The 14,218-nt window shown below is 56.3% G+C and carries 11 protein-coding genes and 1 tRNA gene; 2 read left to right on the top strand and 10 right to left on the bottom strand.

Annotation, left to right across the window (positions count from 1 at the left end; translation table 11 throughout):
• Positions 1–105: 105 nt before the first annotated feature.
• The 5 genes from HW115_RS08775 to thrC form a co-directional block, all read right to left on the bottom strand.
• Positions 106–191: transfer RNA gene (locus tag HW115_RS08775), tRNA-Tyr, on the bottom strand.
• Positions 192–453: 262 nt separating this feature from the next.
• On the bottom strand, positions 454–1,776 hold the full coding sequence (locus HW115_RS08770) for a DUF1501 domain-containing protein (RefSeq protein WP_178932247.1): 1,323 nt from the start codon (positions 1,774–1,776) through the stop codon (positions 454–456).
• A complete protein-coding gene (locus tag HW115_RS08765) occupies positions 1,773–3,722 on the bottom strand; it encodes a DUF1549 domain-containing protein (protein WP_178932246.1) in 1,950 nt (649 codons plus the stop codon). Before HW115_RS08765 ends, HW115_RS08770 begins: the two co-directional genes overlap by 4 nt.
• A gap of 128 nt (positions 3,723–3,850) precedes the next feature.
• On the bottom strand, positions 3,851–5,347 hold the full coding sequence (locus tag HW115_RS08760; protein WP_178932245.1) for a sulfatase: 1,497 nt from the start codon (positions 5,345–5,347) through the stop codon (positions 3,851–3,853).
• Positions 5,348–5,435: 88 nt separating this feature from the next.
• The gene (thrC, locus tag HW115_RS08755; RefSeq protein WP_178932244.1) at positions 5,436–6,725 is read right to left on the bottom strand and encodes a threonine synthase; all 1,290 of its coding nucleotides are present in this window, start codon (positions 6,723–6,725) and stop codon (positions 5,436–5,438) included.
• Positions 6,726–6,853: 128 nt separating this feature from the next.
• Here thrC and HW115_RS08750 point away from each other — a divergent pair, with 128 nt between their 5' ends.
• The gene (locus HW115_RS08750; RefSeq protein ID WP_178932243.1) at positions 6,854–7,432 is read left to right on the top strand and encodes an ArsR/SmtB family transcription factor; all 579 of its coding nucleotides are present in this window, start codon (positions 6,854–6,856) and stop codon (positions 7,430–7,432) included.
• Positions 7,433–7,494: 62 nt separating this feature from the next.
• On the opposite strand, the gene HW115_RS08745 is transcribed toward HW115_RS08750, so the two are convergent.
• Both HW115_RS08745 and HW115_RS08740 read right to left on the bottom strand, forming a co-directional pair.
• Complete coding sequence (locus HW115_RS08745; RefSeq protein ID WP_178932242.1) at positions 7,495–8,823, bottom strand: DUF1501 domain-containing protein; 1,329 nt, start codon at positions 8,821–8,823, stop codon at positions 7,495–7,497.
• A gap of 36 nt (positions 8,824–8,859) precedes the next feature.
• The gene (locus HW115_RS08740; RefSeq protein WP_178932241.1) at positions 8,860–10,914 is read right to left on the bottom strand and encodes a DUF1549 domain-containing protein; all 2,055 of its coding nucleotides are present in this window, start codon (positions 10,912–10,914) and stop codon (positions 8,860–8,862) included.
• Positions 10,915–11,287: 373 nt separating this feature from the next.
• On the opposite strand from HW115_RS08740, the gene HW115_RS08735 reads away from it, so the two are divergent.
• Positions 11,288–12,205, top strand: coding sequence for a sugar phosphate isomerase/epimerase family protein (locus HW115_RS08735; protein ID WP_178932240.1), 918 nt, complete (start codon positions 11,288–11,290; stop codon positions 12,203–12,205).
• A 52-nt stretch (positions 12,206–12,257) separates the two neighbouring features.
• Here the strand turns inward: HW115_RS08735 and msrB are convergent, their stop codons facing one another.
• The 3 genes from msrB to HW115_RS08720 all read right to left on the bottom strand — a co-directional run bounded on the left by msrB (position 12,258) and on the right by HW115_RS08720 (position 14,217).
• Positions 12,258–12,812, bottom strand: coding sequence for a peptide-methionine (R)-S-oxide reductase MsrB (gene msrB, locus HW115_RS08730; RefSeq protein ID WP_227021384.1), 555 nt, complete (start codon positions 12,810–12,812; stop codon positions 12,258–12,260).
• Positions 12,813–12,862: 50 nt separating this feature from the next.
• The gene (locus HW115_RS08725) at positions 12,863–13,654 is read right to left on the bottom strand and encodes an MlaE family ABC transporter permease (RefSeq protein ID WP_178932239.1); all 792 of its coding nucleotides are present in this window, start codon (positions 13,652–13,654) and stop codon (positions 12,863–12,865) included.
• A 287-nt stretch (positions 13,655–13,941) separates the two neighbouring features.
• The gene (locus HW115_RS08720; RefSeq protein ID WP_178932238.1) at positions 13,942–14,217 is read right to left on the bottom strand and encodes an HU family DNA-binding protein; all 276 of its coding nucleotides are present in this window, start codon (positions 14,215–14,217) and stop codon (positions 13,942–13,944) included.
• Between the last annotated feature and the right edge of the window lies 1 nt (position 14,218).

Genomic DNA, 14,218 nt, shown 5'->3' with positions numbered 1-14,218 from the left:
GATGTCGTGATCCACGACACTTCGTTGTGCGCTCGAACTGCGTTCTCATCCAGTCCTGCCCACAAAAAAAGGCCCAGAGTAAAAACTCTGAGCCTTTTCGAAAGATGGTGGGCAGGACTGGATTCGAACCAGTGTACTCATACGAGAGCAGATTTACAGTCTGCCGCCTTTAACCACTCGGCCACCTACCCATTGTTGATTGGTATCGATTGATACGAATCGGTTTGTTTTTCCTGTCCGGTGGTCAGCCGGAGCAGCGCTCCTTTGCAGGGCGGGGAGTTCTTACGTCTGCTGGCTCATCCTGACAAGGGAAAAATCACAAAAAATCATGATTTGATTTTCAAATGACCTTTTGTCCTCAGGGTGTGGATTTATACCGCCCGGTTTCAGCGGCCGACTCTCTGCTCATTATCCAGTCGGGGACCGGGAAGCCCCCGCTCTATAGCGGTGGGGTCAGGAGAGGATGGCTTTGACAGGTTTTCCTTTGTGGGCAACCTGGAACGGGCGGCCTGAGGGGGAGAGCAGCACGGCGCTGGTGTCCATGCCGAGCGCGTGGGCGATCGTGGCATTAAAGTCCTCGATGCCGACCTTGTCTTTTTTGACCCGTGCACCTTTGGAGTCGGTCTGGCCATGTACGATGCCTCCCTTGATGCCTCCACCGGCAAGCAGGCTGGAAAAGGCTGTCGGGTGGTGGTCGCGCCCGCTGTTGTGCTCGGCGACGATCTCCGGGGATCGACCGAACTCGGTGCTGAGAGCAACGATGGTGCTGTCGAGCAAGCCTTTGGCCTCGAGCTCGAGCAGGAGGGTAGCGTAGGCGCGGTCGAGGACCTGGCAGCGGGCTTCGACCGCGGTGAAGTTATCGTAGTGGGTGTCCCAGCCGCCCAGGTTGACTTCGACGTAGCGCACGCCGTGTTCCACGAGTCGACGGGCGAGCAGGCAACCTTGGCCAAAGGCGTTGTTTCCGTAGGCCTGGCGCGATTGTTGCGGCTCCTTGCTGATGTCAAAGGCAACCAGGTCTTCGCTGCGCATCAGGCGCACCGCTTCTTTATATAGTTCGTCGTAAGCTTCGGTTTCAACATTGCGGTGTTGACGATGGAACTCTTGGTTCAGGGCGTCGGCAAGTTGGAGTCGGCGGTCGAAATCCTGTTCAGCAACGGTATCGGCACGGGTGCTGTCCTTGAGCCCTTCATCCGGTCGGCCGAGCGGTACGCCGGCGTATTTGACGCCAAAGAAGCCGGCTGAGGCATTGGCGGCACCGCCACCGACGGTGACAAAGCCGGGGATTTCTTTATTTTTTCGTCCTTTGAGTTTCATTGTCCAGGCTCCGAGTGTCGGGTGTACGATGGTTCCGCGTGGTGCGTAGCTGCGGTGGAGCACGTATTGGCCGCGGTCGTGGGCTCCGTTGATGGAACTCATCGAGCGGATGATACAGATTTTATCCATGACCTCGGCGGTTTTTGGCAGATACTCACTGATTTGGATGCCGTCGGCATTGGTTTTGATTGCGGAAACCGGGCCTTGGATACTTTTTTTACTAGGTTTGACGTCAAAGGTGTCGATGTGGCTCATGCCGCCACTCATATTGAGGAAAATGACGGCTTCAGCGGATGAGTCGGCAGGCTTGGTCGTCTCGGCTGCGGCCTGGCTGCTGGGGCTGAGTCCGCCACCGAGCACTGGCATCAGGCCGACGCCGAGGTAGGTGCGGGCGGCGTGAGCGATGAAGTGGCGCCGGGTGATTTCGTCGGCTTGCCGGGAGTGGGGTAGTGGTTGTTTCATGGGATAAAAATGAATTCGCGGGTGTTGATCAAGGCGGAGAGGATGTTGCGGAATCCCGCATCTCCACGGGTGGCCATTTCCTTTTCCATGAGCTTCATCTCAGCGAGTCGGGGTGGCCGGGACAAGGTGCCAAAGAAGAGTGAGCGGATCCGGTCCCGGGCCGAGCCGCGGGACTGGCTGTGGATGTGGGCCTGGTCGTTGGCAACCACCAGACGTTCTACCTCGCCGTTGAGCATGGCGAGCACTTGGGTGGCATTGGCTTCGATGCTGGCGGAGTCGAGCAGGATGCGGTCGGACTGGCCAAAAATCTGGAGGACGTGGCCTTTGGGGGCGGGTGATGGCAGTTCGGATGCACGGGCGATTCCGGACAGGGCACCGCGTCCGCCCCGACGTTTTTTCATCATCGAAGGCGCAGACTGGTCGTTTTTCTGATCATCGATCCGCTGCAGCAGTTGTTGGGCGTAGCGGCGGAGTTTCGCCGGAGATTCGAGGGCGAGGACTTCTTGTTGTAGCTCGGGCATGGACAGGCTGCCGATCAGAACCGGCCGGCCGCCGTAATAGATGGCATCGGACTCGTTGCGGAGTGGGAGTTTGTCCGGGTTGCCGGCGATCAGGGTGACCAGCGAATCCCAATATTGCTCGGCGTTCATGCGTTTCATGGTTCTGCCGTTGAACAGGGGCTTTTCACCGGGCGCCGGCTTGTGGTTGACGGATTCCAGTGCGTAAACCCGGGTGAGCAGAAGCACGTGTTGGAAGGCTTTGAGGTCGAAGTGCAGCTCCTGCATCAAATCCACCAAATAGCGGGTGAGTTCAGGTGAGCTGGTGTCTTCAGGGGGGACATATTCGTCGACGGGATCGAATAGCGGCGTGCCGATAATCCGGTTCCACATCCGGTTGGTGATGATGGTGGCAAAGCGCTCGTTGTCGGGGTGGGTGACCCAGGTGGAAAAACGCTCCAGGCCATCGTCGCTGTCGCGGCGTTTGGACATGCGGGTGCTTTTGCCGAAGGTTTTGTTATGCGGGGTGCGGGCGCCCACCCACTCGCCCGGGTCGCCGTCGCCGTATTGGTAGTCGCCGGGGAGTTGGATCCGGCCTTTGCCTGCCCCGCTCAGACTGGGGTAGTAGACTTCGTCGCCTAAAAACCGGACCATTCTGCCGAGCGGGCTGCGCTCTTCTTTGGCGTCACGGATTTCTTTCCAGAGCGAGCTCCAAACACCGCGGTTGATTTCCGATTGGCCACTGGTAAAGGCGGCAAGCTGGTAGAAGTCCATGCGTTCCCACTCATCGAACGGGTGGTCGTGGCACTGGGCACATTCCATGCGGGTGCCGAGGAAGAGGCGCATGGTATGTGCCATGTTGTCGAGAGGCATTCCCTTGTCGCGGATGTAGTAGCCGACGGCCCCGTTTTGCCAGATGGCTCCTTCGGCGGAGAGCAGTTGCCGGACCAATTCATCGTAGGGAAGGTTTTCACGCACGGCTTTGCGGATCCATTGCATGTAGGGCGTGGATGAGCGCCCGTTTTCGAACTGTTCACGGATCCGGAGTCGGTCAAGTAGCCAGTTGCCCATATGGCTGTCGTAGCCGGGAGAGTTGACCAGGTAGCGGATGAGGAGTTGACGTTTGTTGGTGTCGTCCGACTCCAGAAAGGTCCGGGCCTCCTCTACGCTTGGGATGCGGCCGGCCACGAGTAGGAAACTGCGCCGTAAAAAGACGGGGTCGGTGGCATCTGCCGGGACGGTGAGTTTTTTCTTTTTGTAAAGTTTGGCAATTTTCAGGTCGATTTGCCGTGCAGCGTGCAGCAACTGTTCTTCACTGACGGTTTCTTTTTTTTCTGGTCCGGAATCCGGGGCTGCCATCGCGGGGATGCTGGTAGACGTCACCAGCAACAGGGTGAGTAAGGTCAGCACCCTGCGGCGTGGGCTAAGGCTATGTCGGACATCCATCATAAGCTTAGCACCATGCCATTTTAAGAAGCAGGCATCAACAGGAAAAGTACAGGCAGGCTGTCAGATTTTTTCACATAAAGGGAGATTACTGGGATGCGGCGCAGGCTCGAGGGGTGGATGGTCCAATGCTATTGCATCTTTTTCCACCCTTGTCCGCGATCCAGCAGCTTGGATAGGCGGGCGACATCTTCGGCATATGGGGCTTGGTTGGCGACGTTGACCGTTTCCATCGGATCATTGCGGTGATCGTAGAGTTCGCGGGATGCGATGCTGCCATCGGCGGCGATCCATTCGATGTAGCGGAAATGGTGGGTTGCCATGGCGTAGCCTTTGAGCTTTCCTCGGGGATATTGTGAAAACGCAGCCGGTTTCCACGCCCGGGTCGGTTCCTCCAAGACGGGCGAGAAGTCTTTGCCCTCGCAGACGTTTGGGACATCGAACCCAGCGAGGGACACGAGCGTCGGGTACATGTCCACCAATTCGACCAAGGCTGGGGACGGTTGGCCGTTGCCTTTTTTCCCTGGAGCCCGGCATATCAGAGCCACCCGGGTGTCCAACTCGTAATTGGTGGTTTTTCCCCAGAGATTTTGCTCTCCTAGGTGGTAACCGTGATCGCTCCAGAGGATGACGATGGTGTTGTTTTTCAGCCCTTGGTTTTCAAGCTCTTGTAAAACCTTGCCAATTTGGGCGTCGATATAGCTGATGCAGGCGTAGTAGGCGTGTTTGGTTTTGCGCTGGTCTTCCGGGGTGAAGGCTCCTCTTTTTTTCTGATCGGTGTAGCGGCGTTTTTCTCCCGAGGAATGTCCGGCATAGCTCGGGGCATTTTTCGGAAAATCAGGGTTGGGTGCCAAGTTGATCTGATCCCGTTGGTAAAGGCCCCAGTATTTTTTCGGAGCAATATAGGGTGAATGAGGTTTGATCATGCCTACAGCGAGGAAAAACGGTTGATCCTTGTCCTTGCCAAACTCGCGTAAATATTTGACCGCCCTGTCTGCCACTTGACCATCGTAGAGAACATGGTCTTCGACGTCCGGAGCTTCCGTTAGTGGTCCGAAGCTCAGGTATTGATCCCACTCATCCAAGGGGCGTTGAGGGAAGCGTTTTTTAAAGACCTTCTGGGCAGCCTTGATACCGGTCTCGGTGTAATAATAGCGAGGTCCCGGGCGGAATGCCGGGACACTCCAGCTTTCCGGGTCTCCCATGGTGTCCCACTTCGGGGCTTTGCCTTTGGGGAACACTCCGTGGTTTATTTTACCGCAGGCCGCCGCATAGTAGCCTTTGGTTTTAAAAAATTGAGGCAAAGTCAGCAGGTTCTTTTTTTTGTCCCGGTAGTGGCTGTGGTTACCATGCACGCCAATGGTGTCCGGGCGCATCCCTGTGAGAATGCTTGCCCGGGATGGACCGCAAATGGCTTGTTGGCAATAGGCACGCTGAAACAGCACGCCCTCGGCCGCCAACTTATTCATGTGGGGTGTCTTGACGTGAGAGGCCCCGTAACAGCCGATCTCGGGGCGCATGTCATCGATGGCTATAAACAGGATGTTGGGGCGCACCGCCGCATTCAGGCTGGCCCCAATGGTAAGAAGTGAAGATACCAGAGTGGCCGTAAAGATGGATCGTTTCATGATCCAAAGAGTACGGATTGACGCGTGTCGTGTCGAGTTCTGCACAGTGATCGGTTGGACCGACCACTTTTCGGGGAGCGAGCGTGCTTTACGCCTGTAACCAGTCGATCAGGGCCTGGGGTTTGGCGGCCATGGGGATGGAGACTTTGGGCTCATTCGCCAGGCAGGCCAGACGTTCCGGGATTTCGACTGCATTTGCGCCGAGTTCTTCGCCGACGGTTTCGGGGAACTTGGCGGGGTGGGCGGTTTCGAGGATGATGGTGGTATCTTCGGGGTGGGCGGTGAGCCAGGCCTCGGAGGCGAGGTAGCCGACGGCACCGTGGGGGTCGATGGTGTAGCCGTATTGTTCGTGCACCTGCCGCATGGCATCACGGGTTTCCTGGTCGTCAAAGGCGAAGCCGCTGACAGTTTCGGTCATGGCTCCCCAGTCGTTGCCAAAGAGTTCCAGCATCCGGGTGAAATTGCTCGGAGCTCCAACGTCCATGGCATTGGAGAGCGTGGGCACCGAGGGGCGTGGGTTATAGGTTGCACTGGCGAGGTATTCCGGGACGACGTCGTTGACGTTGGTGGCGGCGACCAGTTGCTTGACCTGAAGTCCCATGTTCATGGCGATCAGGCAGGCCGTCAGGTTGCCGAAGTTACCGCTCGGGATAACAAACACAGGAGGGGTATCGAACTGGCGGGCCGATTCGAAATAGTAAAGCATCTGGGGGATCAGACGGGTGATATTGATGGAATTGGCCGAAGTCAGGTTGTGTTTGCGGGCCGTTTCCTGGTCGAGGAAGGCGGATTTTACCATGTGCTGGCAATCGTCAAAGCTGCCGTCGACCTCCAGGGCTGTGATGTTGCCTCCGAGTGCGGTCAGTTGTTTTTCCTGCAGACCACTGACTTTTCCGGACGGGTAGAGAATCACGACCCGGGTGCCTTCGACGTGATGGAAGGCACTGGCGACGGCGCCTCCGGTGTCACCCGAAGTTGCAACGAGCACAGTCAGGGGGTCATCTGAATTGCGGGTAAGCCAGGCCATGACCCGGGCCATAAATCGGGCCCCAAAGTCTTTGAATGCGAGGGTGGGGCCATGGAAGAGCTCCAACACGTGGTGCTGGTCGTCAAGCCGGACCGTTGGGGCTGGGAAATTCAGGGCGTCGTCGATGATGTTGCGTAAATCTTCGGTTGGAATCGCGCCCTGTAAGAGAGTGGAGACCACTTCGTATGCCATGTCGGAAAAGCTCATGGATTTCCAGCTCTTCCAGAAAGCATCGTCGAGAGGAATAATGGTTTCGGGCATGTAGAGTCCATTGTCCGCAGGGAGGGAACGGAGAACCGCCTCACCAAAATCAACCAAGGTGTCAGGGGTGTTGGTACTGTAGAAACGCATGCGCGATATGCTGCGTGTATGATGTCATTACGCAAGGGCATAATGAGTCAAGTGCGGCATGGAAGATGGAAGATGGTTTCTGCTTCACTTTTATCATTATTTAGATATATATGCGCATGTAAGCATGTATGAGTGAGTTGTTTTCCATGGTTGAGCAGTGTAAAGCTTTGTCGGATCCGGCGCGGTTACGGATTTTGCGGCTGATGCTGGCTGGGGATGCCGAGGGGGTCGGAGAGCGGGGGTGGTCCGTGAGCCAATGGGTGAAGGTCTTGCGGGAGCGGCAATACAATGTGTCGAAGCAGCTTAAGGTGATGGAGCGGGTGGGTCTGGTGGCACGACGGAAGCGTGGTCGGAAGGTGTATTACGGGCTTGGGCCGGCGGTGCTTGATGGTAGCCTGCAGGCTACGGCTTTGCGGCAGTGGGTTATTTGTCTGCCGGAGTTGGGGGAGTTGGAATTGATCTTGCGGGGAAGCAGTGTGCAGATGAATGCCACGGTGAGGGAGGCTCAAGTGGAGTCCTTGACTGGACGCGCGAAGCATCCGCTGCGGAAACAGAGCAAAAGGCGCAAGTCACGGGATGCCGGGTGGGAGGATCCTGATATGGAGGCCCCTGATTTGGCGACTCCGGAAGTGTCAGGGGACGATGAGCGTGTCGCAGGTGACAGTGGTCTGGAGGATAGCCAGCAGCTGCCTTCGAATCTGCTTTGACCGGGTGGGGTCTGTGGGTGGGGCTGTGGATGGATCGCTTGTGGGCTCTGCCTGCGGGTGGTTTAGGTAAACAGCTGGGTCAGGGGTTTACCTTCGCGGCCTCCCATGCGGAATGGGCGTTTGGATTCGGAGTAAATGATTTGATCGTGGGGGAGTCCAAGTGCGTGAGCGATGGTGGCGTTGAAGTGTTGGGCATTGATTTTGCCCTCGGTGACGCTGCCGCCTTTGGCATCGGTGGCTCCGTAGGTTTGGCCGCCACGGATGCCGCCGCCGGCCATGAGGCAGGAGAAGGCTTTCGGGTAGTGGTTCCGGCCAGCGTTTTCATTGATTTTTGGGGAGCGTCCGAACTCGGTACCGAGCACAACCAGCGTGCTGTCGAGCAGCCCTTTGAGTTTGAGGTCGTGTAACAGGGCGGCGAGTGCTTGGTCGAGGGTGGGGATTTTTTCTTCCATCAGGCCGAAGTTGTCGGCGTGCCAGTCGAAGCCACCGTATTCGACTTCGATGAAGCGGACGCCGCGTTCGACCAGTCGGCGGGCGAGGAGCACGCCTTTGGAAAAGGAGCTTGGGCCGTAGAGTTTGTGGGCGGCTTGACTTTCCTTGCTGAGGTCGAAGGCTTCGAGGTCTTTGCTACGCATGAGTTTAACGGCGGCGTCGAAGGCCTCGTTGTAGGCGCGGACTTTTTTTTGTCCTTTGAGGTAGCGGGCGTCGAAGTCGGCGTCGAGTTGTTGGCGTAGTGCGAGTTGTTGATCGAAGTGTTGTTCACTCAGTCCGCGGCGCAGGCTGTTTTGCAGGCCGGTGCTGGCATCGCCGATCGGGAGGGGGGCGTATCGGGCTTCCATGAAGCCGGCTCCGGGGTGGCCGCTGCCGCAGTTGACGGTGATGTAGCTGGGGATGTCGGTGGATGGTTGGTTTTGTCGGGTCGGGTCGCTCAGGCGTTCTACCCAGGCACCGGGTGCCGGGTGGACGATACTTGAGCGTTGGGCGTATCCGGTGCGCATGTAGTATCGGCCCTGGGCGTGGGCGCCCTGGGTGGTGCTCATGGAGCGGATGAGTGCGACTTGGTCCATTTGCTGGGCGAGTTTTGGTAAGCAATGGCCGAGCTGAATGCCGTCGACATTCGTGGAAATGGCTTTGGTTTCTCCCATGACATTACTTCCGGCCTCAGGTTTGGGGTCGAAGGTGTCGAGGTGGGTCATGCCTCCGGACATGAACAGGTAGATCACGCTTTTGGCTGTGCCTCCACCGCTGGCGAGCACTGCGGGATCGGCGGCTTCCGCTTGTTGGCTGAAGAAGCGGGCGGCGCTACCGCCGATGGTCAGGCCGAAGCAGGTTTTAGCTGTGGTGGCGAGAAATCCGCGTCGGGAAAGTTCGTCGAGATGGTTCGGGTTCATGGGAGTTTACTGATTTAAAATGGGTGATGGGTGGTTTTACTGGACGAAGAGGAAGCGTTTGGAGTTCATCATGGCTCTCGCCAGGGTTCTGAGCTCGGCGGCGGTGGAGGTGAGTGATTCGTATTGTTGGCGTTCTTCGGTGTTGGGGCGGCAGCCGTACATGGTGAGGAAGAGAACCTCGAGTCGATCGGCATCGGTTTTGGCATCACGCAGGGCGCTGGCCAGCTTGCCTCTGCCATCAGTCACCCGGTTGATTTCCTGACCATTGAGCAGTGTGAGTGCCTGCGGGATCGAGGCATCTTCACTTCCTGCGTCGGGGGTTAATCGATCGGATGAGCCGAATTGGCGCATAAAGCTTCCGGCTTTGTAGGGGGCGGGTTGTTCGGATGCGCGAAGTGATTGCTGGCCGCGGACGCGCAGGTTGCGTTGCATGACCATGCTCATGAGTTCGTCTCCACCCTGACGTTCCATTTTCTTCGATCGGGAGTAGACTTCGCGTGCTTTTTGTTGAAGTTTGCGGGCTCGTTCCTCGTCACCTTCTGCTTTAGCTTTGAGTGCTTGTTCTCGGATTTTTTTTGCTTCGCTCCGGACGGCGAGGAGTTTTTTCTCGTTGGCGTCGACGGCTTTATTCAGAGCGACCAGTTGGGGCAGGGGCATGTTGAATAGTTGGTCGACACTCGTTTTATAGCTGTCCCATCGGCGGGTGAGCGCCTGGTTGACGATGTCGTCGCGGTTGCCGTATTCCATGACGAGAAAGGAATCGTGCAGTTCTTCGGCGCTCATTCGCCGGAGCACCGGGCCTTGGAAGGCGTAGGCTTTTCCTCGTGCTGGAGCGGTTGCGGCTGCAGCACTTTCAAACAGGCGGGTGTGGTAGAGGACGCGCATGAACTGCTGCACATCGTAGTCGGTGGCCTTCATGACCTGGCAGAGCAGATCGAGCAATTCCGGGTGGGAAATGCGTGTGGTTTCAGACCAGTCGTCGAGAGGATCGACGATACCGCGACCAAAAACCTCGGCCCAGAGCCGGTTGACGATGACTTTGGTAAAATACGGATTATCACTTGAGGTGACCCACCCGGCGAATGCCTGACGGCGGTCTTGTGGCTCCACGTGGTCGAGGGAGGCTCCGAAGATGGTTTGTGCTTCGACCAGATCGCCGGGTTTGCCGTCGTTGTAGTGGTAATCGTCAGGCAGGCGGAGCTGTTTTCGGGTATCATCTGCGATGGCATTTTTGCGGAAATCCCGAAAGAGATTGCCGTAGTCACGTGCGATTTGTCGTGCTTTGTTTTGGTTGCGTCGTGCTTGTTTTGAGCGTTGTTTGCCCGTGCCGCTTGGTTGAGTGACCCCTTGTTGTTTCATGGTGTAGGCGGTCAGTTCGCGCAGGCGCTTGGAGGCGGAGTCGCTGCGGTAGGTGGTCCCCCCGGTGAAAGCGGCCAGTTCGTAGTATTGTTTTTGGGTCCAGTCGTCGAAGGGGTGGTCATGGCATTGGGCGCAGCCGATGCGATTACCGAGGAAGACCTGGACGGTGTTGCTGACGTTATCCAGGAGCATGTTGCGGTCGCGCAGATAGTATCCCACTGCCGGGTTTTCGGTTGCCAGGCCGTCGGCGGCGAGCATGCTGCGGACTAATTCGTCGTAGGGCATGTTGTTGTTCACCGCATCCTGGATCCAGAGGTGCCAACCGATACCAAATTTCTCTTGGTTGGTTTGCAACCGGAGTAGATCGGCCCAGAAATTGAACATCCGGCTCCGGTAGCCGGGTGATTGAATCAGAGAGTCCACCAGCTCACGCCTTTTGTTGATTTGGGGGTCGTCGATGAATCGAGCGGCTTCTTCCGCAGTTGGAATCCTACCAGCAATCGAGACGTAGGCGCGGCGCGCGAAACTGGCGTCATCGATTACGGGATTGGCATTGAGTTGTTTGGATTGCAAGTGGCTGGCGACCAGTTGGTCGATCGAGTGACTGGTGCTGCGAACCTGGTCCTGGGTGAATGGTTTGGCGAAGAGGGGCCCGCTCACCGCGATGCCGAGTGATGTCAGAGCCAAGGTAAGCAGGCTCTGGCGCTTGAAGATGATCGATGGGAGTTTCATAAGGATCAGACCGATAAAACTCGCCTATTGAGAAATAGTTGCAAGAAAATTACTATTCATCGGCCGAGGGCTGAGTGTGAGGCTATCTTGATGATGCCTGCGGCGCAGACAGGATGATCAGGATGGCTTGAGGATTTACAGGAGGATATGAGGTATCGGAGGAGGCGTTAGCCAGAAAGCGGTGATCCGTCATTACTGAGCCTGCCAGGCTCTCTATAATCTTATAAATCCTGTCTGCGCCGCAGGCTGTTATTTCTCTCTGCCATCTGCGCTGTGCCAGCCAAAACGGAAGAGTGGGCTGCTGCTTTTAACAAGAATGACAGATGGACTTGCCGAAGTCATTACCTCATGGTCCACTGCATCAGGATTGATTATGAAACTAGGATTTGTCTCTGCCATTTTACCCGACCTCAGCCTGGAGGAATTGCTCGCTTTTGCCTCCGAAAACGATTTTGACACTTTGGAGCCGATGTGTTGGCCCTGCCAGAAGGAGGTCAGGCGTTACGCCGGAGTGACTCATATTGATGTCGCTGATTTTACCCAGAAGGATGCCGATGGGATTCTTCTCTTGGTTAAAAAATACGGAGTGTCGCTGTCTGGTCTGGGATATTACCCGAACCCACTCGCTGCGGACCAGGAAGAGGCTTCGGTTTACATCCATCATTTGCACAAGGTGATCGATGCTTCGGCCATGTTGGGCTTGAACCAAGTGAATACTTTTATTGGCCGGGATCCTTCGTTGAGTCAGGAAGAAAACTGGAAACTCTTTGATCAGCGCTGGCCTTCGATTGTCGAGTATGCTGAATCGAAGGGTGTGCGGATCGGGATTGAAAACTGTCCGATGTTTTTTACCGAGGACGAGTATCCTGGAGGCAAAAACCTAGCGGTGTCGCCGGCGATTTGGCGGGAAATGTTTGCCCGTATCCCCAGTGATTCGTTTGGCTTGAACTATGATCCGTCCCACTTCGTCTGGCAGCAGATGGATCCGGTTCAGCCCATAAAGGAGTTTGCTTCGAAAATTTTTCATATCCATGCCAAGGATGTCAGGATCGACCGGGATCGTCTGAATGAGGTTGGGATCCTGGCTCCGCCTAATGCCTATCATTGCCCAAAGTTGCCGGGCTTGGGTGAGATCGACTGGGGACGCTTTTTTTCGGTACTAACTGACACCGGCTATGACGGGCCGGTTTGCATCGAGGTGGAGGACCGGGCCTATGAGGCGACAGAGGAAACCCGGAAGGCTTCCCTGCGCCAGAGCGGGCGCTTTTTGCGCAATTATATCGCCTCCTGATCTTGGCAGGTGATCCGGATGCTGCCTGTTGATGGGAGCCTCCGATTGAATGTTACTGCTTTTTTGTTTCGGCGGCTTTTTCCGGAACGAATTTCAGCACGGTGCCGTTGATGCAGTAACGCTGGTCGGTCGGGGTGTCGAAGCCTTCACCGGTGAAGACGTGGCCGAGGTGGGAATCACAGACGTTGCAGCGCACTTCCACCCTGCGCCCGTCCGGATCCGGCAGGGATTTGACATTTTTGGCCTTGGATGGGTCATAGAATGACGGCCAGCCACAGCGGGAATCGAATTTTTCCTTGGAGCTAAAGAGTTCGGCATTGCAGGCGGCGCAGTAGTAGGTGCCTGAGCCTTGTTTTTTGAACTGTTTGTAAATTTCTCCATCCGGGGCTTCGGTGCCGGCTTGGCGCGCAATCCGATATTGCTCCGGGGTGAGTTGTTTTTTCCATTCGGCGTCGGTTTTGGTGACGGTTTTTTCCGGTTGTTCTGGAGCGGTATTGAGTTCAGTCATCGGTGTTTGTTTTTTTGCTGTTTGCGCCTGCAGGATCCAGGCGGTGCACGCGGCGGCCAGGAGGAGCATGGGCAGGATAGTGATTCGGGAGTTTTTCATAGTGGGGGTAGGAGGCTTTGGCAAGGGTGCTTATTCCCTTGGGCGTAGGTTTAGCCGGCGAGCCCGATGGGGAAGACGAGATTGAGCAGCATCGTCAGGAAAAAATTGGTGATCAGGATGGCGAGTGAGGAATAGACCATGGCGCGGGTGGTGCCCTGGCCAACGCCAACGGCTCCATCCTTTGCCTTGAGCCCTTGGTGACAGGAGATCAGGACGATTAATAAACCAAAGGCAAAACCTTTGATGAGCGAGATGTAGATATCTGCCAGAGCGGTGTGATCGCGAGTGTGTTGGGCCCACCAGGCTTCCGAGACGCCAAACACCTGGGTGCCCACCACCCAACTGGCTGCGATACCAAAGGCAGCGGCTTCGGTGATCAAGAGGGGCACGGAAATGACCATGGCGGTGAGCCGTGGTGCGACGAGGTAATCAATCGGGTGGACGCTCATCGAGCGCAGGGCGTCAATTTGCTCAGTGACCCTCATGGTGCCAATTTCCGCTGCCATGGATGCTCCGACCCGGCCGGCGAGCATAACGCCGGTAAGGGCTGGCCCGAGTTCTCGAAGCATGCCGACGCTGACCAGGGCTCCACCCATGGTTTCCATTTTCAGGCCGCTGAGCTGGAACAGCCCTTGTGCGGCGAGGACAGCCCCGACAAAGGCACCGGTGATGATGACCACCGGCTGAGATTTAAAGCCGATTTCGACAATTTGCTGCATGAAGAGATACCAGCGTTTTTTACCGATGAGCATGGACTCTGCCATCTGGGCACAAAGCACGGACAACTCGCCAAGGTAATTGATAAAATCCATGGCGGGGCGTCCGAGTGCGCGTAGAAGCATGGTGTGAGACTAGGATGCAAGATGGGAAGATACAAGATGGAAGATGGAGGATGGAGGATGGAGGATGGAGGATGGAGGATGGAGGATGGAGGATAGAGGATAGAGGATAGAGGATAGAGGATAGAGGATAGAGGATAGAGGATAGAGGATAGAGGATAGAGGATAGAGGATAGAGGATAGAGGATAGAGGACAGTGGGGTACAAAAAAGACCCGACTCGTGAATGAGCCGGGTCATAAGTGTATTTGGGTTAATATATGTTAACTATATTTAGCCGTTCAGCGGGTCCTAGAGGGAGTCCTTGAGGCTGGAAGAGCACTTGAATCCAACAGTCTTGGATGCTTTGATCTTCATGGCTTCACCAGTCTTAGGGTTGCGGCCCTGACGAGCTGCACGCTTCTTCACGGAGAAGGTTCCAAAACCAATGAGTTGGACTTTGCCGTCTTTTTTGACGCCTTTGGCGATTCCTTCAAGGACTGCGGTAAGGGCATCTTCAGCAGAGCGTTTGGTGGCATCTGCTCCGAGGGACTTCTGAATGGCTTCGACGAGTTCGGATTTATTCATA

Source organism: Oceaniferula marina (genome assembly GCF_013391475.1).
Taxonomy (GTDB): domain Bacteria; phylum Verrucomicrobiota; class Verrucomicrobiia; order Verrucomicrobiales; family Akkermansiaceae; genus Oceaniferula; species Oceaniferula marina.
Note: the sequence above shows the minus strand (reverse complement) of the source record. Positions and strands in the feature narration are given on the sequence as shown.